32 protein-coding genes are annotated in these 22,225 nt (G+C 58.1%); 19 read left to right on the forward strand and 13 right to left on the reverse strand.

Going from position 1 to position 22,225, the window contains the following annotated elements; genetic code table 11:
- Positions 1-61: 61 nt before the first annotated feature.
- The 8 genes from FX982_RS18835 to csrA all read right to left on the reverse strand — a co-directional run bounded on the left by FX982_RS18835 (position 62) and on the right by csrA (position 4,193).
- Entirely contained in the window at positions 62-304 is a 243-nt protein-coding gene (locus FX982_RS18835; RefSeq protein WP_172612013.1) for a hypothetical protein, read from the reverse strand.
- Positions 301-1,950, reverse strand: a complete 1,650-nt coding sequence (locus FX982_RS18840; protein WP_172612014.1) for a YqaJ viral recombinase family protein — start codon at positions 1,948-1,950, stop codon at positions 301-303. The genes FX982_RS18835 and FX982_RS18840 overlap by 4 nt, the downstream gene beginning before the upstream one ends.
- The gene (locus tag FX982_RS18845; protein ID WP_172612015.1) at positions 1,947-2,834 is read right to left on the reverse strand and encodes a RecT family recombinase; all 888 of its coding nucleotides are present in this window, start codon (positions 2,832-2,834) and stop codon (positions 1,947-1,949) included. The genes FX982_RS18840 and FX982_RS18845 overlap by 4 nt, the downstream gene beginning before the upstream one ends.
- A gap of 165 nt (positions 2,835-2,999) precedes the next feature.
- Positions 3,000-3,203, reverse strand: coding sequence for a hypothetical protein (locus FX982_RS18850; RefSeq protein ID WP_172612016.1), 204 nt, complete (start codon positions 3,201-3,203; stop codon positions 3,000-3,002).
- Positions 3,196-3,420, reverse strand: a complete 225-nt coding sequence (locus FX982_RS18855; RefSeq protein ID WP_172612017.1) for a hypothetical protein — start codon at positions 3,418-3,420, stop codon at positions 3,196-3,198. The genes FX982_RS18850 and FX982_RS18855 overlap by 8 nt, the downstream gene beginning before the upstream one ends.
- Positions 3,417-3,653, reverse strand: coding sequence for a hypothetical protein (locus tag FX982_RS18860; protein WP_172612018.1), 237 nt, complete (start codon positions 3,651-3,653; stop codon positions 3,417-3,419). Before FX982_RS18860 ends, FX982_RS18855 begins: the two co-directional genes overlap by 4 nt.
- Entirely contained in the window at positions 3,650-3,937 is a 288-nt protein-coding gene (locus FX982_RS18865; protein WP_172612019.1) for a hypothetical protein, read from the reverse strand. Before FX982_RS18865 ends, FX982_RS18860 begins: the two co-directional genes overlap by 4 nt.
- Positions 3,938-3,989: 52 nt before the next feature.
- Positions 3,990-4,193: a carbon storage regulator CsrA gene (csrA, locus tag FX982_RS18870; RefSeq protein ID WP_172612020.1), complete on the reverse strand. Its 204-nt coding sequence runs from the start codon at positions 4,191-4,193 to the stop codon at positions 3,990-3,992.
- Positions 4,194-4,953: 760 nt separating this feature from the next.
- On the opposite strand from csrA, the gene FX982_RS18875 reads away from it, so the two are divergent.
- Positions 4,954-5,739: an SPOR domain-containing protein gene (locus FX982_RS18875; RefSeq protein WP_172612021.1), complete on the forward strand. Its 786-nt coding sequence runs from the start codon at positions 4,954-4,956 to the stop codon at positions 5,737-5,739.
- An 88-nt stretch (positions 5,740-5,827) separates the two neighbouring features.
- Here the strand turns inward: FX982_RS18875 and FX982_RS18880 are convergent, their stop codons facing one another.
- Genes FX982_RS18880 through FX982_RS18890 form a run of 3 tightly spaced genes read right to left on the reverse strand, consistent with a single transcriptional unit; the run spans position 5,828 to position 8,385 of the window.
- Positions 5,828-6,655, reverse strand: a complete 828-nt coding sequence (locus FX982_RS18880) for a DUF3037 domain-containing protein (RefSeq protein WP_172612022.1) — start codon at positions 6,653-6,655, stop codon at positions 5,828-5,830.
- 2 nt (positions 6,656-6,657) lie between these two features.
- A complete protein-coding gene (locus tag FX982_RS18885) occupies positions 6,658-7,473 on the reverse strand; it encodes a hypothetical protein (RefSeq protein WP_172612023.1) in 816 nt (271 codons plus the stop codon).
- Positions 7,474-7,512: 39 nt separating this feature from the next.
- Complete coding sequence (locus FX982_RS18890; protein WP_172612024.1) at positions 7,513-8,385, reverse strand: LexA family transcriptional regulator; 873 nt, start codon at positions 8,383-8,385, stop codon at positions 7,513-7,515.
- Positions 8,386-8,492: 107 nt separating this feature from the next.
- On the opposite strand from FX982_RS18890, the gene FX982_RS18895 reads away from it, so the two are divergent.
- From FX982_RS18895 to FX982_RS18935, 9 genes are all read left to right on the forward strand, one after another.
- Positions 8,493-8,699 (forward strand): Cro/CI family transcriptional regulator, encoded by a 207-nt coding sequence (locus tag FX982_RS18895; protein ID WP_172612025.1) that lies wholly within the window; start codon positions 8,493-8,495, stop codon positions 8,697-8,699.
- Between the two features lie 267 nt (positions 8,700-8,966).
- Positions 8,967-9,398: a phage regulatory CII family protein gene (locus FX982_RS18900; protein ID WP_172612026.1), complete on the forward strand. Its 432-nt coding sequence runs from the start codon at positions 8,967-8,969 to the stop codon at positions 9,396-9,398.
- 63 nt (positions 9,399-9,461) lie between these two features.
- Positions 9,462-10,307 carry a replication protein gene (locus FX982_RS18905; protein WP_172612027.1) on the forward strand — a complete coding sequence of 282 codons (846 nt, stop codon included), beginning with the start codon at positions 9,462-9,464 and terminating at the stop codon, positions 10,305-10,307.
- Positions 10,288-11,106, forward strand: a complete 819-nt coding sequence (locus FX982_RS18910) for an ATP-binding protein (RefSeq protein ID WP_172612028.1) — start codon at positions 10,288-10,290, stop codon at positions 11,104-11,106. The genes FX982_RS18905 and FX982_RS18910 overlap by 20 nt, the downstream gene beginning before the upstream one ends.
- Positions 11,106-11,309: a hypothetical protein gene (locus FX982_RS18915; protein WP_172612029.1), complete on the forward strand. Its 204-nt coding sequence runs from the start codon at positions 11,106-11,108 to the stop codon at positions 11,307-11,309. Before FX982_RS18910 ends, FX982_RS18915 begins: the two co-directional genes overlap by 1 nt.
- Positions 11,306-11,707 (forward strand): recombination protein NinB, encoded by a 402-nt coding sequence (locus tag FX982_RS18920; protein WP_172612030.1) that lies wholly within the window; start codon positions 11,306-11,308, stop codon positions 11,705-11,707. The genes FX982_RS18915 and FX982_RS18920 overlap by 4 nt, the downstream gene beginning before the upstream one ends.
- A gap of 87 nt (positions 11,708-11,794) precedes the next feature.
- Complete coding sequence (locus FX982_RS18925) at positions 11,795-12,391, forward strand: recombination protein NinG (RefSeq protein ID WP_254074820.1); 597 nt, start codon at positions 11,795-11,797, stop codon at positions 12,389-12,391.
- Positions 12,388-12,969, forward strand: coding sequence for a hypothetical protein (locus FX982_RS18930; protein ID WP_172612031.1), 582 nt, complete (start codon positions 12,388-12,390; stop codon positions 12,967-12,969). The genes FX982_RS18925 and FX982_RS18930 overlap by 4 nt, the downstream gene beginning before the upstream one ends.
- A 225-nt stretch (positions 12,970-13,194) precedes the next feature.
- Positions 13,195-13,692 carry a hypothetical protein gene (locus tag FX982_RS18935; protein ID WP_172612032.1) on the forward strand — a complete coding sequence of 166 codons (498 nt, stop codon included), beginning with the start codon at positions 13,195-13,197 and terminating at the stop codon, positions 13,690-13,692.
- 15 nt (positions 13,693-13,707) lie between these two features.
- Here FX982_RS18935 and FX982_RS24675 read toward each other — a convergent pair whose 3' ends face one another.
- Positions 13,708-14,421 carry a type II toxin-antitoxin system HicB family antitoxin gene (locus tag FX982_RS24675; protein ID WP_367948761.1) on the reverse strand — a complete coding sequence of 238 codons (714 nt, stop codon included), beginning with the start codon at positions 14,419-14,421 and terminating at the stop codon, positions 13,708-13,710.
- 163 nt (positions 14,422-14,584) lie between these two features.
- On the opposite strand from FX982_RS24675, the gene FX982_RS18945 reads away from it, so the two are divergent.
- Positions 14,585-14,914 (forward strand): MFS transporter, encoded by a 330-nt coding sequence (locus FX982_RS18945; RefSeq protein WP_172612033.1) that lies wholly within the window; start codon positions 14,585-14,587, stop codon positions 14,912-14,914.
- Positions 14,911-15,273 (forward strand): hypothetical protein, encoded by a 363-nt coding sequence (locus FX982_RS18950; protein WP_172612034.1) that lies wholly within the window; start codon positions 14,911-14,913, stop codon positions 15,271-15,273. The genes FX982_RS18945 and FX982_RS18950 overlap by 4 nt, the downstream gene beginning before the upstream one ends.
- 63 nt (positions 15,274-15,336) lie before the next feature.
- Here FX982_RS18950 and FX982_RS18955 read toward each other — a convergent pair whose 3' ends face one another.
- On the reverse strand, positions 15,337-15,882 hold the full coding sequence (locus tag FX982_RS18955) for a hypothetical protein (RefSeq protein WP_172612035.1): 546 nt from the start codon (positions 15,880-15,882) through the stop codon (positions 15,337-15,339).
- 80 nt (positions 15,883-15,962) lie between these two features.
- Here FX982_RS18955 and FX982_RS18960 point away from each other — a divergent pair, with 80 nt between their 5' ends.
- From FX982_RS18960 to FX982_RS18990, 7 genes are all read left to right on the forward strand, one after another.
- Entirely contained in the window at positions 15,963-16,577 is a 615-nt protein-coding gene (locus tag FX982_RS18960) for a putative metallopeptidase (protein WP_172612036.1), read from the forward strand.
- A gap of 31 nt (positions 16,578-16,608) precedes the next feature.
- On the forward strand, positions 16,609-17,085 hold the full coding sequence (locus FX982_RS18965; RefSeq protein WP_172612037.1) for a DUF2280 domain-containing protein: 477 nt from the start codon (positions 16,609-16,611) through the stop codon (positions 17,083-17,085).
- Positions 17,057-18,358 carry a terminase large subunit domain-containing protein gene (locus FX982_RS18970; RefSeq protein ID WP_172612038.1) on the forward strand — a complete coding sequence of 434 codons (1,302 nt, stop codon included), beginning with the start codon at positions 17,057-17,059 and terminating at the stop codon, positions 18,356-18,358. The genes FX982_RS18965 and FX982_RS18970 overlap by 29 nt, the downstream gene beginning before the upstream one ends.
- Positions 18,358-19,824 carry a DUF4055 domain-containing protein gene (locus tag FX982_RS18975; protein WP_172612039.1) on the forward strand — a complete coding sequence of 489 codons (1,467 nt, stop codon included), beginning with the start codon at positions 18,358-18,360 and terminating at the stop codon, positions 19,822-19,824. Before FX982_RS18970 ends, FX982_RS18975 begins: the two co-directional genes overlap by 1 nt.
- Entirely contained in the window at positions 19,799-20,887 is a 1,089-nt protein-coding gene (locus FX982_RS18980) for a phage minor head protein (protein ID WP_172612040.1), read from the forward strand. Before FX982_RS18975 ends, FX982_RS18980 begins: the two co-directional genes overlap by 26 nt.
- Before the next feature lie 87 nt (positions 20,888-20,974).
- The gene (locus tag FX982_RS18985) at positions 20,975-21,382 is read left to right on the forward strand and encodes a hypothetical protein (protein ID WP_172612041.1); all 408 of its coding nucleotides are present in this window, start codon (positions 20,975-20,977) and stop codon (positions 21,380-21,382) included.
- Positions 21,383-21,499: 117 nt separating this feature from the next.
- Entirely contained in the window at positions 21,500-22,216 is a 717-nt protein-coding gene (locus FX982_RS18990; RefSeq protein ID WP_172612042.1) for a hypothetical protein, read from the forward strand.
- Positions 22,217-22,225: the final 9 nt, after the last annotated feature.

Below are 22,225 nucleotides of genomic sequence, written 5' to 3' on the forward strand. Positions count from 1 at the left end.
GCCGAACGCTGCGCCCAAGGGCGTTCGCCGCGGCTGCAGGCGAAGCAGCCTGAGCTCCTGTTCATACCACCCGCGCCCTCCGCTGAAGCCGGCCGCGCTCCGCCGCCGACAACACACGAGGCCTGCGCTTGAGCACCGTCTCCGGATCAATCCAATCCCGCCGCTTCGGCGGGATCGGATTTCCCGTGAAGCATTCACCCTGCAAAATCTGACCACCCCGGCTCTCAAACTCCGCCACGGCCTCCGCCAGTTCGGCCGACTTGATGCGGTTCTGCGCATCAGGGTTCAAGCTGAAGCTGATCATGCCGCCACCTGCTGCAGCTCGACGCCGTCCATGGTGAAGGCGTCGCCGTGAATGAGGACCAGGTCATCCAGCGCCGCCCAGTTCACGGTCAGCACCGCAAACGGGGCACGGCCTTCGTAAACAGCTTTCACCAGCGCCTCCAGATCGGTGACTTTCGCCTCGAGTTTGGTCGGCTTCGGCGGCACCTTCGCCGAGGGTGCGGCGGAGGTGACGCGACGCGCGGGCGGCTGGGCCGTGTTGGCAGCAGGAGCAGACGTCTGTGTTTTCCCCGCAGCGTTTGCCGCCTCCGCCAGCTCGTTCGCTTCCCGCTCCAATCGCCGCGCCTTTTCCTGACGAATCTGCTCGCGCTGCGCTTCGAGACGAATCTCTTCGGCGCGCTGGTGCTCGCTGATGCGCACCTTGATCAGCGGGACCAGGTCCTCGTTCTCCTTCAGCACCAGTTGCTGCAGATCGTTGAACAGAAATACGTAGTCAGCCGCGAGCTCAGCGAAGCTGTCCAGATTGGTGCGCATTTTGTCGCCGGTTTGGCTGGCCTCGATCTTCGCCCGGGCCAGTTCGCTGTCCGCCGCATCGCGCAGGCTGGCGATCGTCTTTTTGCCTTTGATGGCGCCGGCGAAGTCAGCGGCGATCTTCGGCATCCGCGCCTTGCCGCCCAGGGTGTTATTGATCTGGTCGATGTGAACCTGCAGGGACTTTGCTGCGGTCATCACGATGTCTTCCCTGATCGCGGTTTTGCGTGCCTTGACCAGCTTGTCGAGCTCCAGCCGTTTGGCGCGCGCCTCGCTGCTGATCTCGTCAATCGCGCGGAAGAGGGCGTCGATGCTTTCGGTTTGACTCAGCGCGAGGTGCTTCGCCGCTGCCAGTCGATCTTCGACCTCGCCGCACCATTTCACCGTCTTCTCGGCGTCGGCGAAATGCTGGTCGGTCTGCAGGTCGGTATTGATGGCGGCGAATACCGCCAGCGAGTGGGCCTTGAATTGTTCCAGGTTGCTGGCGGTCACCATGCCCGTGACTTCGATGCGTAACGCTGGCAGCGCGTCCGGCGTTTTACCTATAGCCTCGGCCGCGGGTTCGCCCGGCTCATAGGCGGCCAGATCTGCTTCAAATTGCTTCCAGCCGGCAACCAGCTTTGCAGCGCGGCCGGGCACGGGGAAGTACTCCATCGAGACGAAATTCTCTTCGGTACCGTCGGAGCAGACGAAGATGACTTTTTCAGCGCCGGAGACGAGCAACTGCTGTTCGAGCTGCCAGTAGTAATGGGCGTCCAGCTCACCGGCGCGCACGTCCGCGGCGAGCTGCTCGTTCCACATTTTGTGCTCGAACAGAATCTCGCCCAGCACGGTGCAGCCATCGAGGGAGGCCAGCAGGTCGCCCTCGGTACCGACGATGGGGAACAGGTCTTCATCCAGGCGGGCCTCAAGTATCGGCCGGGCGCTGGCTTCGGCTTCATGGCCTTTGTCGAAGAGGTACTTCTGCACCCACCACGAGATATCGCGATCGAGGCCGGTCTTCTTCGCGTGCAGCAGCTCGGTGCGTTTCAACTGCTTCGAAGCGCCCATCATCGCCGGGGCTTCCGATGCGGTGTGGTAGTTGGCGCGCAGCGCGTGCCATTCGGGGCTTCCCTGCGCGACGTTATGGATTTTCATGCGGATTCTCCTTCGATGGGCGCGAGGTTGTTGATCTGCTCGATCTGTTGCTCGCTCAGGGTGTATTTGCTGCTGATGGTGGCGATCAGGTGCCCGGGGGATGACTTGCGGTCGTCGACGGACTTTTGCCACTTGGGCAGGTTCTCGGCGAACTTGGCCTCCGGATAGGGCGGCAGGCCCGCCGGTTCACCGCTGCGGGGAGGGGAAACGTCGCGGACGCGCGGGGCGCTTTCTTCCAGTTCGTCGGGGCTGTACACGCCGAGGATCACGTCCGGGCAGTAGAGGCGTGACCAGCGCTTGGTCGCGAGGTAGGCGAGTTGCTGGCGCGGATCGTCAGCCCACAGCGTGCTGTTGCGCGTTCGTGCCTGGGCCAGGAGTAGTTCGAGCACGCGCGGCTCGTCCTCGCCTCGAAAGGTCGCCCAGACCTTCACGCCGAGCCCTTCCTCGTCGGCCATCTTCCAGCCCGGCACGCGGTACTCGCCTTTGTCGCCGGACTTGATCGTGAATTTGCCGATCACCTTTTCCCAAGCGCCGAACCACTCGTAGTGCAGCCGATCAAGGACCGGCGCGCAGGTCGTGATGACGGCGTTGACGAGCTGCGCTTCATAGCCGAGGACGCCGTTCACCAGGTGGGTTTTCTGGGCTACGGCGAAGGGGTTCATCTTCCATTGCATCGACTGCATCACCACGGCGAGGCAATCGGCGGCATTGCCGTTGAAGTGTTTCGGCATCGTTGCGCGGCCGCCGGCCATGACTTCTGCCAGCCGCATCATCTTGTCGAGGCTGTCGCCATCCAGCACCAGGGCGCTGGTGGTGGTCGCGGCGTGGGTAATGAGGTTGAGCTGCTGCTCATGCGCCACGGGGGCGGTGTTTGGTGCGGACACGGTTGCTCCTTGCGCCATGCCATTGCCGGCGCGCTGCGATGAAACGGGGAGGGGGTTACTGGGTGATGTGCTCGGCGTAGGCGCTGACCAACATCCACAAAATGCAAACAAGAAAGGTGACTGCCGAACCGCGCCAGTAAGCCGCGCGCCGGACTCGCTGACGGCTCACACTGAACTCCACTGCGCGTCGTTCAGTTCAGGGCGGGGATCGCGATAACCATCCACCCGGCAGCGTTGCTGGGGCAGCATGATGGTCGGATTGGCGCGCGGCCGGAGGCGTTTGCATTCCGGGCATTCGATGCCGAACATCGCCTGCAATCGTTTCTTGTGATCCTTGATCGCGCTTTGCATTTCGCCGAAGTCACTCATTGCGCACCTCATACGCCAAGGTCCATTCGCCGCACAGACAAGTGCGCCGGCTCCAGGCCTCAGGGTTGGAAATGTGGGCCTGCTCAGCAGCACGCATCGCGTCCCGCATCGTCAGCCCCTTGAACACCATCAGCACGCGATCGGGTGCTACGGCCAGGTGACGCGGCAGCTCGCAAATCTGCTCACTGAAAAGCGGTTGGCCAATGGAAGTGGTCATGCCGAATCCCTCTCGTCTGACGTCCCCAAGAAGCGCGCGTCGATGTCGCGGATCCGCTCGCAGTAGCGTTTGAATTCGTCTCCGGTGATGGCCTGCAGCTCGTGGCTGACGTTGACCGCGGTGTAGGCAGCGTTCGAGTAGACCAGGTGCATTTCGGCATGCCCGGTCGCCAGTGTGCTGATGGCCGTGTCGATCAAGGCGACGGCTTTGGTGTGGCTGGACTCGGCACTCATGCCGCCCACCGTGATCGATGCATGCGGCTGTCGATCTCGTGCCAGAGCGCAACGCGAATGGCGGTGTCGTGCTGTGCGCCGACGGTGCGCAGGTCGAAAGGTTGGACGTCCTGCGGCTTACCGTTGCGGTCATAAGTGATGCCTGCCAGCAAGAGGTAATCAAGCTCGCGAGTGCCCATGCAGTCCCAGTCGCTGTCGCAGTTATCAGGCTGGGGCGGCGTGTTTTCGCAATGAGTCACCTCCACCTCGAGGACGAACTCTTCAACAATTATTTCGTAAGTCATGGTCGCCTCCTGGGCGAGCTGGTTGAGCGGCCTCCACGGCCGCCGCTTTGGGTTATGAGGCCAGCTGGTTCGCAGGTTGGGCGGGGCTCAACAGCTGCTCTTGAATGCGCTGGTAGATTTCTTCCCTGTGCACCTGAATTTCGCGGGGGGCGGTGATCCCGATCCAGACTTGCTGGCCTTGAGTTCGGGTGACGGTGATCTGGATGTCGTCGTTGATGCGGATGGTTTCGCCGGGCCGGCGGGTGAGGATGAGCATCTTGAAGTTCCTTCTGACGGTGGTTTCCCAATGCAGCCTGTAGCCAGGCTGCATCAGTGAAATCGCTTTCAGGGCCGCGATCCGCTACTGGCGTCGATCGCGGGTATGTATCGGATGTGTTCCTCGCCAAAACGCCGGCGTGCCGGACGCTCTAGCTGAAGGAGTCGCTTCGATCCGCTGTTACTCGCCACCTGCGGATTGGGCGCTGATTTCTTTCCATACGTTTTCGGTTTGGGCCTTCAGGACTACTCGGATACGGCGCATCAAGGTGGGTATCGCCCACGCTCGATGCGTTAGTCCTTTTGCTGGCTGAAGGCCTTTGAACGGTTTGGTTTTTAAAGAGCGACCCAAAGAGGGCGGGCCGCTGGCCCTTCGCTGCGCAACCCGTCGCGCTTCGATGGACGTAAACTAACCGCCGGTTTCTGGATCGTCAATACCGGCGGTTAATTTATCTCGCGTGGCGAGACGGTACCGCGCCTGATTCTGTATGAATCCACAGTGGTAATGCCTAGTGCGGGCGAATTGCCCTGCATTAGTGAAAAGACGTGCGTTCGTCTGGATGACCTGGTGGGTTGGGGTCTCATGGGCTCCGGCTAGTCAATCAAGCCGTTGGGGGGCCCCAGCAGTGGTTGGCCATCCAGCGCCTAGATGCTCAAGCGGTCTTTTCGAGCGCCCACCACTTTGTTCCTAGCTTGGGTGTTGGGCGACAGCCCGGCTTGTTAAAATCGACTGGAAATTTCGCTGATCAAGGATGAGCTTCATGGATTCGAAAACACGGCTTTTTGTCTTCTCTGTCAGCTTGATAGCGATCTCTCTAGCCGGTTGCGATGTCAGCCAAGACATGGCTGTAGAGAAGGGGAAAGAGATGGTGGCTTCGGCGCTAAAAGATCCCGCTTCGGCCACATTCGGCAGGGTCTTCATGGTTGAGAATCAAACCATTGGTGACTCGCATTATGGCCTGTTATGTGGCGAGGTTAATTCAAAAAACTCGTTTGGTGGATTCACAGGTTTTCGCCGGTTCGTGGCGAATTTCAGTTATTCGAAACGCGGCGCGCTTGAGGTCAGCTACGTTACCCTCGAGGAGGGTGACAGAGCTGCGTTTAACCGAGCAGGAATCTCCTATTTCCAGGACGTATATTGGGATGGGAAATGTGAGCCACGTGCGCAACCTCCCGCTACAGCAAAAACAGAAGTTCAGACGCCTTTAGTACCTGTGAACCCTGCGCCCCCGCCAACCAAGGCGGCACATCCAGTGAAGAGCCGGACTCCCAGTCCCCCTCTAGAAGCCAGTGTGCCTACAGCACCTTCGGAGAAGAAAATTTCTGGATGGTCCGTACAGGTTGCCTCTGTTGCGGATCGGAGAAAAGCAACATCCATTCGCGACCAGTTGGACTCATCCGGATCGTTGGCTTATGTCACCAGTGCGGCAGGCGTCTATCGCGTATTCTCCGGCCCCTACGAAACCAGAGCCTTGGCGGAGGCCGCGCTGGCTTCTTTAATGAGAACGCAACAGTTGAGGGGGATCGTAGTTAGAGCTGGGGACTGATTTTGAGCGAACAAAAAAAGCCCGCTTCGCGGCGGGCTTTCAATGTGCTAAGCGTTGCCGCGATAGCAAAGGCTAAAGCTAAAGGATTCTAATGCAGGATTGGGTGATCAGCGCCCGCCAAACGGGCCATAAGATTCAGATAGGCCTTTTCTTCCTGCTTGGAAGCGATGTTGAAAATGGAGCTACTGTAATCTTCGGCCAGATTAAGATGAGATTGAATTTCTTTTTCTCTGGCGCTCGATGCGGAGTAAACGAAATAGCATCCCGAATCTTGTCCTAAATGCTTTTTGCCCTCCATGAATGTCATGACCTTGAGGGTGGTTTCCTTAAACTTTGCTGATAAGTCGTTGACATTGTAGTCAATGACTTCGCTGATATGAAACTTTCCATTTTTCAACAAAAAATCAGCTGTGAATCCGGACTTATCACTAAAGTTATAGTTCTGAACTACCTTGTGAAAGCTAAGTTCTTCGGCGCTTTTCGCAAGCAGATTCATTGCTTCGAATTTGTGTTTAATCAGTGTTTGTATTCTTGAAGACTTTTTCACGCCTTCTCTGGTGCTGAATGGCTTGACGAGTTCGTTGAACAGCCGGTTTATCTGCGACTCATATTGTGATTCGTGATCAATTGAAAACGTTGCTTTGGTGCTTATCTTAAAAGCATTCTTGAACATTGCTAAAAACTCTAGCGTAGCCGCCTGTGTTCTACATATGCTCTTGGCCTGCTCGAGCACATATTCGAATTCAGTAAGGTCACTTAGGCTGGATGCCCCATCGAGCAGTCGTAGCTTGGCTGCTCCATTTAGGACTCTAAACTCCATACCATCTTTGCCAAAAATGATTAGCCCGATATTTACAATCTCGCCACGCTTAGGGTTGGGCATGTATCTTATGAGAGAGTAATCATAGGTAATCATGATCAAAGCATTCCTTTCAAAAATTCAATTCTTTCCACTCGTGCATGGGAGCCCCACCAATCTAGGAACATTCCGCGGTTCTCTGCAGGCATCCACTCAGCTGGAAAGTTCGAAATGATAGTATCGATATCGTCGACCGTCAATAAATGGATTTTGTCAAGGCATTTCTCTGCCTCACGTTTATCATATTGTCCGTAATGGCGGATTGCGTTGATGCCCGTGAAGGTGTTGCAATCTTCCGTGGCTTCGAATCCGAAAGGATTGAATGCAAACCACGCGCGACTAAAATCAAACGCTAGTCCGATCTTCCCGCTATAACTCGGGCGGAATATGTAATTGCCGAAATGCCGGTCGACGTTGTTAACAAAAAGATCTAACGCATATACTTTGCTGAAAAAGGCTTTAAGCCCCACAATTGGAATCTCGCCTGAGAGGATACGGATTATTTCCGTGCGATCCTTGAGAGTTTCAACTCCACCCTCCCAAGCGGATCCGAATGCTAAAGAACCGTCGTGAAGCTCAATAACATCAAAATCGGGGGTGCCTATGAGAATGCGACGCGCAAGTTGATAGCAGAAAGCTTCTGAAGCGGGGACCATTCCATTGCCGTCGCTAATTGTCTTGACAGCATAATCCTTGCCATTCTCGGCAAGACCGATCATGCCTAGATCCGCAGACCCTTGGTCGTTCGGATACGTGTTGATCAAGGCTATTGGAAATAGCTGCCTCTGAAACATTTGAGGACGCTGCTCAAGTGAGTCATTCACGTCATCTGGCTTTTGTTCTTGCGGCTGGGCGTCGTCTGTTCTGCTTGTCATGGTCAAATTCCGTTTTGTGGTAATGAGGAGGTTAAGTGGCTAAATTAAAGTCGCGTTCCAGACAAGAAGCGCGCGAGCCTGGATGTCAGCATCTTTCGCCCGGATCGATTGCGGAGGAAAGCGGGTGTCGTCTGAAATCATGCTTAACTCCCCTTCGCCAACCCACTGCAGTCGCTTTATGTAATGACGATCTTCCCAGCAGAACATGTAGATCCCATCCCCGGCGAACTCCCGCACGCTCGTATCCACCAGCATTGGGTCGCGATGCTTGATGGTCGGTGCCATCGACTGACCCCAGCCCGTAACCAGCTTCAGGTCACGAGGCTCTCTGAACTCTACCCCCATATCGCGAAGATGACGCGGACTGACGCGCACATCTTGCAAAATTTCCGGATAATGGTGTGGGGTGTATGCGCCACCCACTGCTGCACGCATATCCAAGTGGGTAATCCACACTTCGTCCCCAACAGCACCTGGCCTGCACGAGTCGTGCTCCATGACTTCGCCTCGATCAGCTGATTTAGCAGCAGCAAGCAACCTTGCCTTGACGTCTTCAGCAATACCTTTGCCCTGCTTATCCAGCAGTTGGCGGACTAGATCCAAAGCCGTAGCGCTCTCCCCACGTTCAACAGCCTGCTCACTGGCGACGGTCAGGCCGTTAATTTCTTTGGCGAGACGCTTGCTGAATTTCTCAACTGGCACACCGAGCAAACGCGAGAAGACTACTGCGAATTTCGCGTTCAGCGGGTTGGTGCCGTTCAGATACATGGCGACCGCTGCCGCAGAGATGTCAGCTGACTCCGCAAGGCTGGCTTGGGTGAGTCCGAGGGCATTCTTTCTCGACACGAATAGCGCCTTGGCGGCGTCGCACTCGGCTTTCAGCTCCGGGGATAATTCTTTCTTTTTACTCATGCGCGAAATTTAACCGTTGGTTACATTATTTGCGCTAACCGGCGGTATTGCTCATAAGCTAACCGGCGGTTAATATCTACAAACAAACCGCTTGTCGAGGCAGAGAAATGAAAAAGATCCCATTGCCAGAGCTGGTCGAGCGAATGGGGCAGTCCGCAGTGGCCAAAGGTCTCGGCGTCAGCGCTCCAGCTATTTCAAAAGCCCTGAAAGCAGCCCGGGAAATTCTCGTTGTCGAACACGAAAACGGGACGATGACAGCGGAAGAAATTCGTCCGTTCCCGTGCCAGCTCGCGCCCCAGCGAACCGCCGCCTGAACGTGCTGCGCGCTGAGCGAGAACGTCGCTCTTTCGAAGTCTCGGAGAGCCTTTCGGGCCTCTAGATCATGCGCCTCGTTTGCCGTCGCGCAAGGTGATTCGACACGCGTTTAGATCTGGGGCAGGGCGGATCCCACGGGGCCAACCTCACAGCGCAGTGCTTGGGTTTTGAAGAGTTGTTCACTGGTACCCAAGCGAGCAAGTCGCAGGCCAATGATCAGGTAACTGGTGACACTCCACCACGCGAGAAAAACAGAGGTTTTCGCAATGGAAGATTTTGAAAGAACGCTTCACCGCGAGGTGAAGGCCGGCGGCGGTACCGCGCTGGCCAAGCGTATAGGCGTCAACGAAACACGACTGCTGGACTGCGCCAACCCGAACAGGGAAGCGCACCGCATGAACCTGGAGCTGTTCGGCCAGGTGCTCACGCATCTGTCTGACGCCGGGCGCCGTAGCGTGCTGGCTGCGCTGGCGAATGAGTTCGGCTTCGACATCATCCCCAGAGTGACGCCGCCGCCTCAGGCGCTCACTGCGTCGTTGATCAACGTCGGCAAGGAAGTCGCCGATCTGACGATCGCGGTTCACCAGGCGCTGGGCGACAACCACGTCAGCACCTTTGAGAAATCCCAGATCCGCGTCGAGATAGACCACGTTCGCAAGAGCCTGGACGTGATGGACGCATCGGTTCGGGCAGCCTGAATTTCGGACATAAAAAAACCGCCGGGCAGGGCGGTTTGATCAAAACGGTAAGCGAGAAAAATCATGACAAACATTGTCTCCTTTGACAAGTCCCGAGGGTTTACCCGGATGGACAACGATTTGATGGACGCCTTGATGGCCATCGACTTGCCAGGCCGGGAGCTGAAGGTCGCGCTGTTCATCGCCAAGGCCACGATCAACTTCCAGATGGGTGCATTGCGGATCAAGGCCACAGACGTCGCCAAAGCGACCCACCTGCATCCTGACGTCGCATCCAAGGCGATCAGTCATCTGCTCAAGCGCAGGGTCATCTATCGAGAGGGCGGGTCGCGCGGTGACATCGGGCTTTGCGACACGAAGGAGTGGGTTTATGCCGAGCGTCCGAGTCGGATCAACCGGTCTGACTCGGATCAAATGGGCCGAGTCGTACTTTTCGCGAGTCAGACCAAAACCGACGACTCCCTTCTCTATTCCAAGAAATCGAACCCCAAAGTAACTCTTCCTTCGGAAGAGGTTACTTGCCCCCCGCAGCAGCCGTCGGCTGAGAAAACCGAGCGCAAGAAGCCGTTCGGCAAGCGCGACATGCTCGCCGCCAACCCCCACGGAATTCCCGAGCCGCTGCTGGACGATTACCTCGCTGTGCGGAAGGCCAAGCGTGCGCCGATCACCGCACGCATCTGGTCCACCCTGAACACCAAGCTCGCTGGGTGCAAAGCTTTCGGCATCGGCGCCGAGCAGGCGCTGACCATCGCCGTCGACTCGGGGTGGCAAGGCTTCGAAGTGGACTGGGTCACCCGCCGCATCGGTGGTCACTCCCACGCCGCACCGTCCCGTCACACCGCGCTGGGCCAGATCGACCACCACGCCAACCTGGGGGAGGCAAACGCCGATGGCTCGTACCGCATCTGAGGTTGTGAGCCTGGTCGGGACGCTGGGCCAGGTGCTCAAGTCCGAAAAGCGCAGCTGCGCCACCCACGGCGACTACACCGATCACCTGACCGGTTTGGGCAAAGCCCGGTCCGCTGCCTGGCATGGCTGCAATCGCTGCAATGCGGCAAACCGCGCTGAAGACACGCGTCGGGAACAGCAAAGGCTGATTCGCGACAACTTGCGGCGATCGATTGAGGGCCGGGTAGGACGCTCCTGCATTCCGCGGCGTTTTTCGGACCGGTCACTGGCTGGATTCTGCGTAGACGGGGAAGGGCAGGCCAGTGCACTCCGAATCTGCACGGATTACGCGGAGAACTTTCTCGCCCACGCTCGAATGGGCCGTAGCCTGATGCTGCTCGGGACCGTTGGCACGGGTAAAACTCACTTGGCGACGGCGATCGGCAACCACGTCATACGCCGCTTGGGCATGACAGCGCTGTACCTGACCGCCAGTTCGGCGTTCCGCCACGTCAAGGCATCCTTCGGCAGCGACAGCCCTCACACCGAGGTGCAGGCCTACGCGCTTTTCGAGTCGCCGGACCTGCTGATCCTCGACGAGGTGGGCGTTCAGAACGTGACCGAGTTCGAGAGGACGGTGATGTTCGAGATGATCAACTCACGCTACGAAGCCATGAAACCCACCATTGTGATTTCCAACCGGGGCAAGGACGAGCTGCCGACTTACATGGGTGACCGCGTCGTGGATCGCCTGCGCGAGAACGGCGGGAAGCTGGTGCTGTTCACTTGGGAGTCGCAGCGCGGCAAGGAGGATGTTTGATGGCTGACTATTCGAAATTGAAGGCGCTGGCTCAGAAACAGGTCAACCCCGCGAACTGGTTTCAACCTGGCGAAGTGGTCGCGGGCATAGAGCCTGAAGACCTGGAGTACATCGCGGCCGCTAATCCAGCAGTGGTGCTGAAGCTGATCACCGAAGTCGAAGCCCTGCGTGCGCAGATCCAGACCCTGCAGGCTTCACCATGACTGAGTTCGCCCTCAAGTCGCCTGCCGATATCGCCCGCATCGTGGGCTATCTGCACGGTACCGATCTGTCCAAGCCGAAGCTGGTTGTGATCAAGGACGAGAAACGCCCGGATATCAGCAATCGCAAGATGTGGGCGATGCTGCGCGACGTGTCACAGCAGGTCGACTGGTACGGCAAGAAGCTCTCGGATGAGGACTGGAAACACGTTTTCAGCGCCTCGGTCGAGAAGCAGCGCGCAGTGCCTGGGCTCGATGGCGGGTTTGTCGTTCTCGGCATCTCTACCCGCAAGCAGTCGCAGCAGTGGTTCAGCGATCTGTTCGAAGTCATGCATGCGTTCGGCGCGGAGCATGGGGTGCGGTGGACGCAGGCTGATCTGTGGGGTGGCCGGTATGACTGAGTTGGCCAAGGTCTTCCATCAGGCCGGCGCCATGCTCGCGCGCCTTCATGACTTGCCTCCCGGCCGCCGATGGTCTGGAGGTGAGTTGTGATCGGACAGGCAGCTAAGAAGTCGCCGCTGACGCGCAGGAAACGCCAGTGCGCCAATCCCGCATGCACTGCTGAGTTCGTTCCGTTCCAACTGGGCCAGAAGGTTTGCACTTGGCAGTGCGGCCTGGCCATCGCCGTTACGAATCAGGATAAGGCCCGCAAGGCGCTCGCCCAGCGCGAGCGGCGGGAGGTCAGGGCGCGAAAGGAAAAACTGAAGTCCAGATCCGAGCACCTGAAGGACACGCAAGCAGCCTTCAACGCTTGGGTGCGCGCCCGTGACGCCGGACAGCCTTGCATCAGTTGCGGCCGCTTCCACCAAGGCAAGAACGACGCCGGGCACTACCGCACTGTGGCAAGCGCGCCAGAGCTCCGCTTCGAGCCGCTGAATTGCCATCTGCAGTGCTCGCCATGCAACACGCACAAGTCGGGCGACATCGTGAACTACCGGATCAGCCTGGTGCTGCGCATCGGTGCGGAGAAGGTCGCGTGGCTGGAAGGTCCGCACGCGCCGAAGAAATACACGGTCAGTGACCTCAAGGCGCTGACTGCGCATTACCGGGAACTGACCAGAGCACTTAAGAGGGGAGCAGCATGAAGATTTTCTCCGCACGTCAGGCGTGGCATGACTGCACTTACAACCCGGCGCCGGGACAGCGCTCGGACGTGGTGCAGCTCGGCGTTGTCGTCCAGAGCACGAAACGCGGACCCACGGCGAATCATGCAATCCACAGCGCGTTGGCCGGGCACATTCAATCAGTGATCGCCAAGCTCCATCCGCAGGTCCGCGTGTTCGGCGAATACATGTACGCCGCCAACCGGGACGACGATATCTGTGAGGCTGCGGAGGAGGTCGTCTTTGGGATGGTCGTCTCGAAGTCCAAGCGCATGACCGCCGCCAAGCGCGAGAAGCTGGAGTACGTGGTGAAGGGCGTGATGTTCCGGTACCGCTACATGCACCAGGGCGGGCAGTCGGCGAACGAGGACCCATTGATCAAGCCGGAGGGTTTTCGTGGCTGGTTGATGGCCGAGTACGGCGTGCGCCTCGAGTCATGCAACTGGGACCGCGATTGGCAGTGCTTTGTGAGGTTGGCTTTTGATTGCTGCGAGGATTTGGATCGGATGGCGTTAAGCCCGGTAGGGGCGGTGATCTATTCGATGAAGGCGGCCGCTTGACTTCATGTGCGGCTGAGGGCATCATTTTGTCACATTGAGTATTTTGCCTCCGGCAAGTTGCTTCAAAAACCTGCCCTGAGCAGGTTTTTTTTGGCCTTTTTTTGGAAAAGGTTAGCAAGTCATGACGCCGAATTCAGCACCTTCGTTAACTGCCGGTCCAAGGTGCTCAGGTCTACAAGGCCACAGCACTGTGGACAGTTGCGACCGAGTTAATCCGAGCTGCCCTTGGCCTGCGTCGTCGAAATCAAGATTCTGGTAAACATGCCGATAAATCCTGATATCCAATTCAGGGAAGACAGGATCATGTTCGGATTTCTCGCAGATAAAGCAAAAGCATTCGGTGAAGCCGTTGGAGAAAAGGTCGGGTCTGCTAAAGACGCCGTCTTGGAAGGAGTGGGTGGGGGCGCGTCCGCGACGATCGGATACGTTGAACAGCACTGGACCGACATTGAGCGGGTCGTCGTTGACGGTCTGCTGACCGTCACTCACGACCGACTTCAGGATGATGAGGTTTTTCTGATGGCGGTTGAAAAGGTTTTTGAGTTGTTGCCAATGCCGATCCGATTGGTTTTACCTCGAACAGCCTTTCAGAAGCACAGCTTGCAGCACAGAGAATCCATCGTTCGCCAAATCGAGGCGAAGCGAGCGCAGCGGCTTGGTATCTGCGCTCCGGAAAATCCAATTCCTGGTGGCGAAGATTCTTTCGTAAAAAGCCCGGCGTAGCACCGGGCTCTCTGATCATTTGAGCCGAAGAATCCCAGCAGGCTGGCCCGGCGCCTTTGGCAGATAATCGAATTTGCCCGTCGAAACGATCGCCTCGATCACGGCTTGTACTGCCTGCATGGTATTTGGATTCTTGGCGTACCGGGTGCGCAGGAAATAATCCAGCGACTCAGGTCGGATCTGATCCAGATTGCTCTTTACCGCCCCAATCAACATCTCCTGGTTGGATCGAGTGCGAAGCTCATCGGCGAGACGACCTACGTAAAACCCTGCCTGACCCCCTCCATGGGGCAAGTTGATCCATTCGGAATCGTTTGGCGTCACACGTACAGATGCGTTCAATGCGTCCAAGGCTTTCTCCAGTTGTTCCATTTTTGAAGTGTGAGTGAAGTCCACGAGTCGATCCCCTGTAGTTTGGGATACGCCCAGTAACCTGCATAAATCCGCTTTTTTCAGGTCTCGCTTCATCATCTCGTTCCACAGCGCAATCTTGGTGATTGTGACGGCTGACAAATGCACGACGTGCTCGCCGTTTTCAGGCGGAGTGGCTTCTGGAATTACCCGCCGCTCATCGACGTAAAGAGAAAGCGTGGACTCTAACCCGTCCACCGCTTCCTTCAGCGCATGTTGCTCATCGTCGCCATAGCTGTGGAACTCTGGTAGATCCCGGCAGAAAACCGCGAGCCCTGGCACATCTTCCCGGATGAATCGAATCGCATAGTCGAACATGGTCACTTCTCGTTGATCGTTTGTGTTCCGACGGTCTTGAGCAGGTCTTAGAAGTCGACCAGCGCCGGACGTTATCAGGCATGGGGCCGACTATACATCAAATATGTGGTATTACAACAGAAATGTGGTACTCCGCTTTAAGTCTGCTTGGAGCCATGAGCGCATGGAGTTTTTACACCGCCTGCTCGACAAGCTCGACTGGCTGATTGCAGGTCTGATGGGGGCAATCGTCGCCAGCTGGTGGCACAAGGACGACCTCAAGGACCTCTGGTCCTGGGTGATTTTTCTAGTCACCGGGATTGCCTGCGCGTTTTACCTCACCAGTATCGTGTGCGACCAGCTCAGCGTCGTCGACCCTAGCGATGTAGCGGGTATGGCGTTTCTGCTCGGGGCGTTCGGCGGGTCGCTTATGGCGGCGACCAACCGAGCCATCAAAGCCGCTGATCTTTGGGCGCTGATTCGTCAGCGGTTTGGGGGAGGTAATCCACCATGAACCTCGAACTGATCAACTCCATCGCGTGCGGGCTAATCGCGTTGTGGGCTACCTGGTGCGTGTTGAGTGGAAAGGTGCGCGACGGGATCATCGGCAAGATCATCTATTCGGCGATCGCCATTAGCGGGTTTGTCGTGATGACGCGCGATCAGGCATTGTTCATCGGCGCGACGAATGCCGGGCTGACGTTTCACGCGTCCCTTTGCCTCGCTGGGATGCGCCATATGTTCATGGTCACGTACTGGCAGGCAGTGAAGAAATGGATCTGCTTTAAGCTTAGCAGTGAGCACTGCCTTCGCGATCGGCGTGCGACCATCCAATCGCCCAGTATTGATCACCGCCGCAATCATCCGAGATAGGCGAACCAACCACCAAAAAATCGAAGCCACCGGTTAGGGCGACAAGCCGCTGCAGCTGAGCCGCTAGAAAAGGGCGTAGCTAAAGCCGGTTCGGGAAATCGGTTTCGTAATCATTCTTCCTTCGTGGTAGGACTGGCCAGCGATTATCAACCTCTCTCTGATCATCTCTGGAATGTCTTTCTCGTCATGCAAGAAGATACCCAGCGCCCAGATTGATCGCATGTCCAACTCGGACTTGCGCATTTTGGCGACCTTTGCGAGGTCGGACACCATATTGTTAATGCAGTTACCTGCGTTAACGTGCTGCTTGATCTCAAGCGCAATCCATCGGTCGACAGCCGATCCCTTTTTCCTGATGAGGAAGTCGGCCTTAAGAAAATTCCTGGTCTTCTCGCGCCGATAATCAAACTCGATAGGCCACTCACGAGCCCAGTCGAGCTTTGATTCGTGCGCTGCCAAAAACCGAGCGAACTCAACCTGAAACCAGATTTCCCACCCGGTTATGCCTGCTTCCTCTATGACCTTGAGGGACGATCGGATGGCCGGACGTTTGAAGAACTCCTCAATAAGGTCCCGCATGTATTCAAAATCTACTTGTGGCTTCTTCATACATCCCTTTGATCCGGAAGCTGCTGCAAAAAGCAGGCACAGATACCGGCATTCAGCCACTATTTCAAGTGCGAAGTGTAATGGACAGACCGATGCCGCCAGGACTATTGGTTGAGCTGCACGACTTAACCATAAGGCTTGGGCCAGCACCCGAGGTCTGGGATTGGGTTGAAATGGAGATCCTCGCCGACACCGGCAGCATCCACAACCCCGACCACGCCCACCTCATCGACGCTGACATCGCCGTCATGTGGGCATCGTCTAGCTTCGAAAAGGCGGGGCGTCGCGTGCTGGGCCAGGCCGAACAGGTCGCCTTCCGCGCCGGTGGTTGGCAGAAGGCACGCATGGAGCAACAGATGCGTGATTGGTTCTGCGATGTGCCGGCTTTCATCATCACCCTGGCGGCTGACTACTGCTCGACCTGCAGCGACACCGAGTTCTGCGCCTTAATCGAGCACGAGCTGTATCACTTGGCTCACGCCACCGACAAGTACGGTCAGCCTGCTTTCACTCAGGAAGGCGGACCCAAGCTGAAGCTCCAGGGTCACGACGTCGAAGAGTTTGTCGGTGTGGTCCGCCGCTATGGCGCGAGCGCCGAGGTTCAGGCGTTGGTCGATGCAGCAAACAAACCCGCCGAGGTGGGCAAACTGAATATTTCGAGGGCCTGCGGAACCTGTCTACTCAAGTCTGCCTGACCCCTGACAGACCCCAGACGGAATCCAGCCTATGGCCACCCTGAACAACGAGGTGAAGGCCTTTATCGTTCAGGCCCTGGCGTGCTTTGACACCCCCTCGCAGGTCTCGGCCGCCGTCCGAGAAGAATTCGGCATTGAAGTGCCTCGGCAGAAGTGCGAAGCCCATGACCCGACCAAGCGTGCCGGACGAGATTTGGCCAAGCGCTGGGTCACGCTTTTTGAGGACACCCGCAAGAGGTTCCGCGAAGAGACTGCCGATATCCCGATCGCCAATCGTGCCTATCGCCTGCGCGCCATGAACAGGTTCGTCGAGCGCGCCGAGAAAACGAAAAATATCGGGCTCGCAATGCAGATCCTGGAGCAGGCCGCCAAAGAAGCGGGCGACATGTACGTCAACCGGCAGAAGAAGGCCGATGCAGACGATGAGCCCGTTGTCCCAACCGCAGTGTCGGTTCATGTGATTGACGCGAGGAAGCGGGATGCCGAGCCTGAACGTTCCCCAGGCTGACTTCCTGCAACTGCCGCACAAGTTTCGTGGATTCGTCGCAGGGTTCGGTTCTGGCAAGACGTGGGTGGGCTGCGCGGCGCTGTGCAAACACGTGTGGGAATGGCCGGGCATCAACTCTGGGTATTTCGCGCCGACCTACCCGCAGATCCGAGACATCTTCTTCCCGACCATTGAAGAAGTGGCCTACGACTGGGGCCTCAAAGTACGGACCAAGGAAAGCGACAAAGAGGTCGATTTCTACAGCGGCAGGCAGTACCGCAGCACAACGATCTGCCGGTCGATGGAGAAGCCGCAAACCATCGTTGGCTTCAAGATCGGTCATGCGCTGGTCGATGAGCTCGATGTGTTGCCGTCGCTCAAGGCGCAGCACGCCTGGCGCAAGATCATCGCGCGGATGCGCTACAACGTGCCCGGGCTAAAGAATGGCGTCGATGTCACGACGACGCCGGAAGGCTTCAAGTTCGTGTTCCAGCAGTTCGTCAAACAGCTCCGCGAGAAGCCGGCGCTGACCAGCATGTACGGCCTGGTGCAAGCGAGCACGTTCGACAACGAGTTGAACCTGCCAGACGACTACATACCGTCGTTGATGGAGTCTTACCCGGAGCAGTTGATCCGGGCCTATCTGAACGGTCAGTTCGTCAACCTGACGTCCGGGTCGATCTACCACGCGTACGACCGCAAGATGAACCAATGCTTCGACACGGTCCAGGCGGGCGAGCCGCTGTTCATCGGCATGGACTTCAACGTTGGCAAGATGGCAGCGATCACCCACGTGAAGCGCGATCAGGGCATGCCCCGCGCGGTCGACGAGTTCACCAACGGTTACGACACGCCGGACATGATCAAGCGTATCAAGGAGCGGTACTGGCGGTACAACGGCAACACGTTTGAAAAGACCTGTGAGATTCGGATTTACCCGGACGCGTCGGGCGACTCGCGCAAGTCGGTGAACGCCAGCCTCACCGATATCGCCATGCTCAAGCAGGCGGGGTTCACGGTCATCGCGCCGGCCGCTAACCCGCCGGTGAAGGACCGCATCAACGCGATGAACGCCATGTTCTGCAACGCCCAGGGCGAGCGTCGTTACCAGGTCAACCCCTTCACGTGCCCGACGTACGCCGATGGCCTTGAGCAGCAGATCTGGGCGCCAAACGGCGAACCCGATAAGAGCCAGGGCAACGACCACGCGAACGACGCGGGCGGCTACTTCATTCACAAAGACTTCCCGATCATTAAACCGGTCACCACCTTGAACATGGGGTTCGCGCGCTGATGGCTAACGACGTCACCTTCACTCGCCCGGAGTACGACGCGGCGAAGAGCCGCTGGCGGCTGGTGCGTGACGTGTGCAAAGGCTCGGAAACCATTAAGGCGGCTGGCGAGCTGTATCTGCCCAGGCCCAACGCCCACGACCTCAGCGACGAGAACAAGGAGCGGTACAAGGGCTACAAGGCGCGCGCGGTGTTCTTCAACGCCACCGGCCGCACCAAACACAGCCTGGTCGGCGCCGTATTCCGGACGTGGCCAACGCTGACCCTGCCGGGCGCGCTCGACTACGTTTCCCGGGATATCGACGGGCAGGGCGTCAGCATCTACCAGCAGTCCCAGTCGGTGATCGGGCATCTGCTGGAGGTGGGACGCCATGGCCTGTTGGTGGACTACGCCGCTGTCGAGGCTGGCACCGTCAGCCGGGCCGATGAAATCGCCGGTCGCGCCCGATCAAGCGTCAGCAGCTACCCGGCCGAGGCCATCCGAAACTGGAAGACCCGTCGGGTGGGTGGGCAGCATCTGCTGAGTCTCGTGGTGCTGCGCGAAACCGTAGACGTCGACACCGAGGACGGTTTTGGCAGTGAGCAGGTGACCCAATACCGCGTGCTCCGGCTCGACGCAGCGGGGATCTACACGCAGGAGATCTGGCAGCAGGGGAAATCGGCGACGGAGCTGGTCACGCCGCCCTTCGCGCCGCTGAACGGGTCAGGCTTGCCGTGGACGGTGATCCCGTTTCAGTTCCTCGGGAGCGAGAACAACGACACCAGCATTGACGATTCGCCGCTGTATGACATGGCCGAGGTCAACATCGGTCATTACCGCAACAGCGCCGATTACGAGGACGCGGCGTTCTTGATGGGCCAGCCTCAGGTGTTCATGGCCGGACTGGACGAGCAGTGGGTCAAGCTGCTGGAAGAGAAGGGCATCTACTTCGGCTCCCGGGCGATCCTGCCACTGCCGGCGAATGGCTCGGCGGGCATTCTGCAGGCCCAGGCCAACACCATGATCAAAGAGGCCATGGACGCCAAGGAAGAGCAGCTCGTCGCCCTCGGCGCGCGGCTGATCGAGCGTGGTAGCGCGGTGAAAACCGCCACCCAAGCCGACAGCGACAGTGCCGCCGAACACAGCGTGCTTTCGCTGGTGGTCAACAACGTCAGCGAGGGTTACACGCAGTGCCTGGCGTGGATGGTTGAGTTCACCGGTGCAACTGGCGAGGCCGAGTACAAGCTGAATCAGGATTTCACCCAGATCAGCCTCGACGCCAACATCATGGCCGGGCTGTTTAACGCCGTGCAGGGCGGCCGCCTGCCGGTGACCGACTTCTGGCAATACCTGCGCGATCGCGGTGTTATCAATCCCGAGAAGGATGACGACCAGATCCGCGATGAGCTGCAGACCGATGCCACCGGTTTGAATCTGGATGACGAGACTGGGGTGAAAGCTGATGGCCGCCAATCAAGCGATCCTTGACGCGACCTTGCGGCATGCGGTCTTCCTGGAGCAACTGAAGTCAGGCGAGGTGGGGAAGTTTGCGCCGTTCCTGAAAGAGATCGATCGCAGTCTCCGCGACCGCCTGAGCAGAGCCGATCTGACCGAGTACACGGTGGCACGCCTTGAACGTTTGTTGAAGGAAGTCGACAGCCTGTTGCTCGGCATTTTCGGACGGTTCAGCGAGCAGTTGCATCTCGACCTGGTGGATATCGCCAGCTACGAGGCGCAGTTTGAAGCGACCAGCCTGACGAGGGCTGCGCCGCCGAGCATCACCTTCGATGCTGCGTTGCCCGGAACTGCGGCAATTCGCGCGGCCATCCTCACCAACCCACTGAGCGTGCGCGGCGCGGACGGCGGCAAGCTGCTCAGCTCATTTATCGAAGGCTTCACCTCTACGGAACGGCAACGCCTGACCGGTGCAATCAGGCAGGGCTTCTTCGAAGGCCAGACCAACCTTCAGATCATCAAGAACATCCGCGGCACCAAGGCGCTCAACTACAACGACGGCATCCTCGCCACGACTCATCGCAATGCCGGTTCGGTTGTCCGCACGGCGGTCCAGCACGTCGCCTCCCAGGCGCGGATGGAGACGCTGAAGGCTAACAGCGACGTGGTGCTGGCGGTGGAGTGGGTCAGCATGCTTGACTCGAAAACCACCGCCCAGTGCAGGACGCTGGATGGCCGACGCTTCAAGCTGGCAGAGGGGCCTCGGCCGCCGATCCACATCAACTGCCGGTCCACGGTGGCGGCGATCACCCGATTCAGCGTGTTGCTTTCCAAGGACGGCACGCGGGCCTCGATCGGTGGCAGCGGTGCGCAGCAGGTCAGGGCTGACCTTAGCTATTACGAATGGCTGGTGCTGCAGCCGGCCGCGTTTCAGGACAAGGCGATTGGGCCGGTGCGAGCAAGGCTGTTGCGCGATGGGGGGCTCAGTGTCGAGCGGTTCTCCGAGCTGCAGCTGGGCCGAAATTTCTCACCGCTGACACTTCAGCAGATGAAGGCGCTGGAGCCGATAGCGTTCGAGCGCGCAAACATTCGATGACCAGATAGGAGAGGCTATGAGCAGCTTGAAAATATCGGTTGCGGTCCTCATCTTGAATTGAGCCAACACACACAAGGAGCGGCTCGCATGAAATCGGGTGAAGACAAAATCTCTGCAGACAACCTCAGAACTTTTACATCCATCTCGGCTATGGATGGAAGGATAGGCTGGGATCAGGACCAGCGTGCTTCTCTTATCCAAGGCATGGCTGATAGCGAAAAAGTTTCTTTTGCTGGCTGTCTTGCGGATACTTTCGGGTTGGAAGACCCCAAGATTTTTTCAGTTGGCCCGCTGGTACGGATCATTGCCCTCCCTAATCCGATCCACATGGAAAATTTGAGCGAAGACATTAAAACGTTCGCGAGCTACTACGGTTACGCAGCGGTGATCTCCGGGCACGGAATATTTGGCGCAGAGATTATCTTCATCAATCACGGTGCTCTCGCTCTAGCTACTGCCGTAGAGGCTCTTGCAAAACTGAATCTCCTAAGCTGATCATAAAGTGCGTCTAGCCCCGGCATCCCCGGGGCTTTTTTATGCCCGCGATTCCTCCCCAGCTCTGCTTTGAGCGGAGTTTTTTATCTCTGCACCCTCGTCTCTGGGAGACATCCAATGCTGAAATTCCAACTCGACACCCTCGATGGCGTCGACGAATCCGTGCGCCCGCTCTACACCGAAAAAGACGGCAAATTCGTGTTGGCGGTCGATGGCTTGCCACAACCGGAGGACGTGACCGGCCTGAAAGCCAAGGTCGATGAGCTGCTGGGCGAGAAGAAAACCGCCGAGCGAGCCCGCAAAGAAGCTGAGGAGACCGCCCGCCAAGAGCGCGAGGAAGCCGCTCGAAAGTCCGGAAACGTCGAAGAGCTCGAAAAGTCCTGGTCGGAAAAGTACGACCGCCTCCAGGCCGAGCTTGGTGGCCAGCTGGAGCTGGAGCGCACCGGCTTGCAGGGCCAGATCAGGGATCTGACCGTGGGCCGCACGGCGACCGACATCGCCGCAACGTTAGCCATCCCGGGCAGTGCGGAGGCGCTGTTGCCTCACATCGAACGCCGCCTGAGCGTCGAGCAGCGCGACGGTAAACCGGTCGTTGTCGTTCTCGACAAGCAGGGCAAGCTTTCGGCCTCCACCCTGGATGAGCTGAAAGCCGAGTTCGCAAATAACCCTGCGTTTGCGCCGGTGATCGCAGGTAGCAAGGCATCGGGCGGCGGGGCCGCCGGTGCAAAAATCGGCGGCGGGGCCGCGCTCAAACGTTCCGAAATGTCCTCCGTCGCCAAGCGTGAATACATCACCGCGCACGGGCAGGACGCCTATCTCAAATTGCCCAAATAGGGAGTAACC

The sequence above is a fragment of the Pseudomonas graminis genome (assembly GCF_013201545.1).
Classification (GTDB): Bacteria; Pseudomonadota; Gammaproteobacteria; order Pseudomonadales; family Pseudomonadaceae; genus Aquipseudomonas.

Coding starts and splice junctions, on each gene's coding strand:
- FX982_RS18840 (WP_172612014.1), bottom strand. CDS start 1,950: ATGAAAATCCATAACGTCGCGCAGGGAAGCCCCGAATGGCACGCGCTG.
- FX982_RS18905 (WP_172612027.1), top strand. CDS start 9,462: ATGACAAACATTGTCTCCTTTGACAAGTCCCGAGGGTTTACCCGGATG.
- FX982_RS18880 (WP_172612022.1), bottom strand. CDS start 6,655: ATGATTACCTATGATTACTCTCTCATAAGATACATGCCCAACCCTAAG.
- FX982_RS18895 (WP_172612025.1), top strand. CDS start 8,493: ATGAAAAAGATCCCATTGCCAGAGCTGGTCGAGCGAATGGGGCAGTCC.
- FX982_RS18920 (WP_172612030.1), top strand. CDS start 11,306: ATGACTGAGTTCGCCCTCAAGTCGCCTGCCGATATCGCCCGCATCGTG.
- FX982_RS18970 (WP_172612038.1), top strand. CDS start 17,057: ATGCCGAGCCTGAACGTTCCCCAGGCTGACTTCCTGCAACTGCCGCAC.
- FX982_RS18865 (WP_172612019.1), bottom strand. CDS start 3,937: ATGACTTACGAAATAATTGTTGAAGAGTTCGTCCTCGAGGTGGAGGTG.
- FX982_RS18990 (WP_172612042.1), top strand. CDS start 21,500: ATGCTGAAATTCCAACTCGACACCCTCGATGGCGTCGACGAATCCGTG.
- FX982_RS18885 (WP_172612023.1), bottom strand. CDS start 7,473: ATGACAAGCAGAACAGACGACGCCCAGCCGCAAGAACAAAAGCCAGAT.
- FX982_RS18875 (WP_172612021.1), top strand. CDS start 4,954: ATGGATTCGAAAACACGGCTTTTTGTCTTCTCTGTCAGCTTGATAGCG.
- csrA (WP_172612020.1), bottom strand. CDS start 4,193: ATGCTCATCCTCACCCGCCGGCCCGGCGAAACCATCCGCATCAACGAC.
- FX982_RS18980 (WP_172612040.1), top strand. CDS start 19,799: ATGGCCGCCAATCAAGCGATCCTTGACGCGACCTTGCGGCATGCGGTC.
- FX982_RS18910 (WP_172612028.1), top strand. CDS start 10,288: ATGGCTCGTACCGCATCTGAGGTTGTGAGCCTGGTCGGGACGCTGGGC.
- FX982_RS18915 (WP_172612029.1), top strand. CDS start 11,106: ATGGCTGACTATTCGAAATTGAAGGCGCTGGCTCAGAAACAGGTCAAC.
- FX982_RS24675 (WP_367948761.1), bottom strand. CDS start 14,421: ATGTTCGACTATGCGATTCGATTCATCCGGGAAGATGTGCCAGGGCTC.
- FX982_RS18860 (WP_172612018.1), bottom strand. CDS start 3,653: ATGAGTGCCGAGTCCAGCCACACCAAAGCCGTCGCCTTGATCGACACG.
- FX982_RS18960 (WP_172612036.1), top strand. CDS start 15,963: ATGGACAGACCGATGCCGCCAGGACTATTGGTTGAGCTGCACGACTTA.
- FX982_RS18985 (WP_172612041.1), top strand. CDS start 20,975: ATGAAATCGGGTGAAGACAAAATCTCTGCAGACAACCTCAGAACTTTT.
- FX982_RS18975 (WP_172612039.1), top strand. CDS start 18,358: ATGGCTAACGACGTCACCTTCACTCGCCCGGAGTACGACGCGGCGAAG.
- FX982_RS18900 (WP_172612026.1), top strand. CDS start 8,967: ATGGAAGATTTTGAAAGAACGCTTCACCGCGAGGTGAAGGCCGGCGGC.
- FX982_RS18930 (WP_172612031.1), top strand. CDS start 12,388: ATGAAGATTTTCTCCGCACGTCAGGCGTGGCATGACTGCACTTACAAC.
- FX982_RS18855 (WP_172612017.1), bottom strand. CDS start 3,420: ATGACCACTTCCATTGGCCAACCGCTTTTCAGTGAGCAGATTTGCGAG.
- FX982_RS18955 (WP_172612035.1), bottom strand. CDS start 15,882: ATGAAGAAGCCACAAGTAGATTTTGAATACATGCGGGACCTTATTGAG.
- FX982_RS18965 (WP_172612037.1), top strand. CDS start 16,609: ATGGCCACCCTGAACAACGAGGTGAAGGCCTTTATCGTTCAGGCCCTG.
- FX982_RS18950 (WP_172612034.1), top strand. CDS start 14,911: ATGAACCTCGAACTGATCAACTCCATCGCGTGCGGGCTAATCGCGTTG.
- FX982_RS18850 (WP_172612016.1), bottom strand. CDS start 3,203: ATGAGTGACTTCGGCGAAATGCAAAGCGCGATCAAGGATCACAAGAAA.
- FX982_RS18835 (WP_172612013.1), bottom strand. CDS start 304: ATGATCAGCTTCAGCTTGAACCCTGATGCGCAGAACCGCATCAAGTCG.
- FX982_RS18945 (WP_172612033.1), top strand. CDS start 14,585: ATGGAGTTTTTACACCGCCTGCTCGACAAGCTCGACTGGCTGATTGCA.
- FX982_RS18890 (WP_172612024.1), bottom strand. CDS start 8,385: ATGAGTAAAAAGAAAGAATTATCCCCGGAGCTGAAAGCCGAGTGCGAC.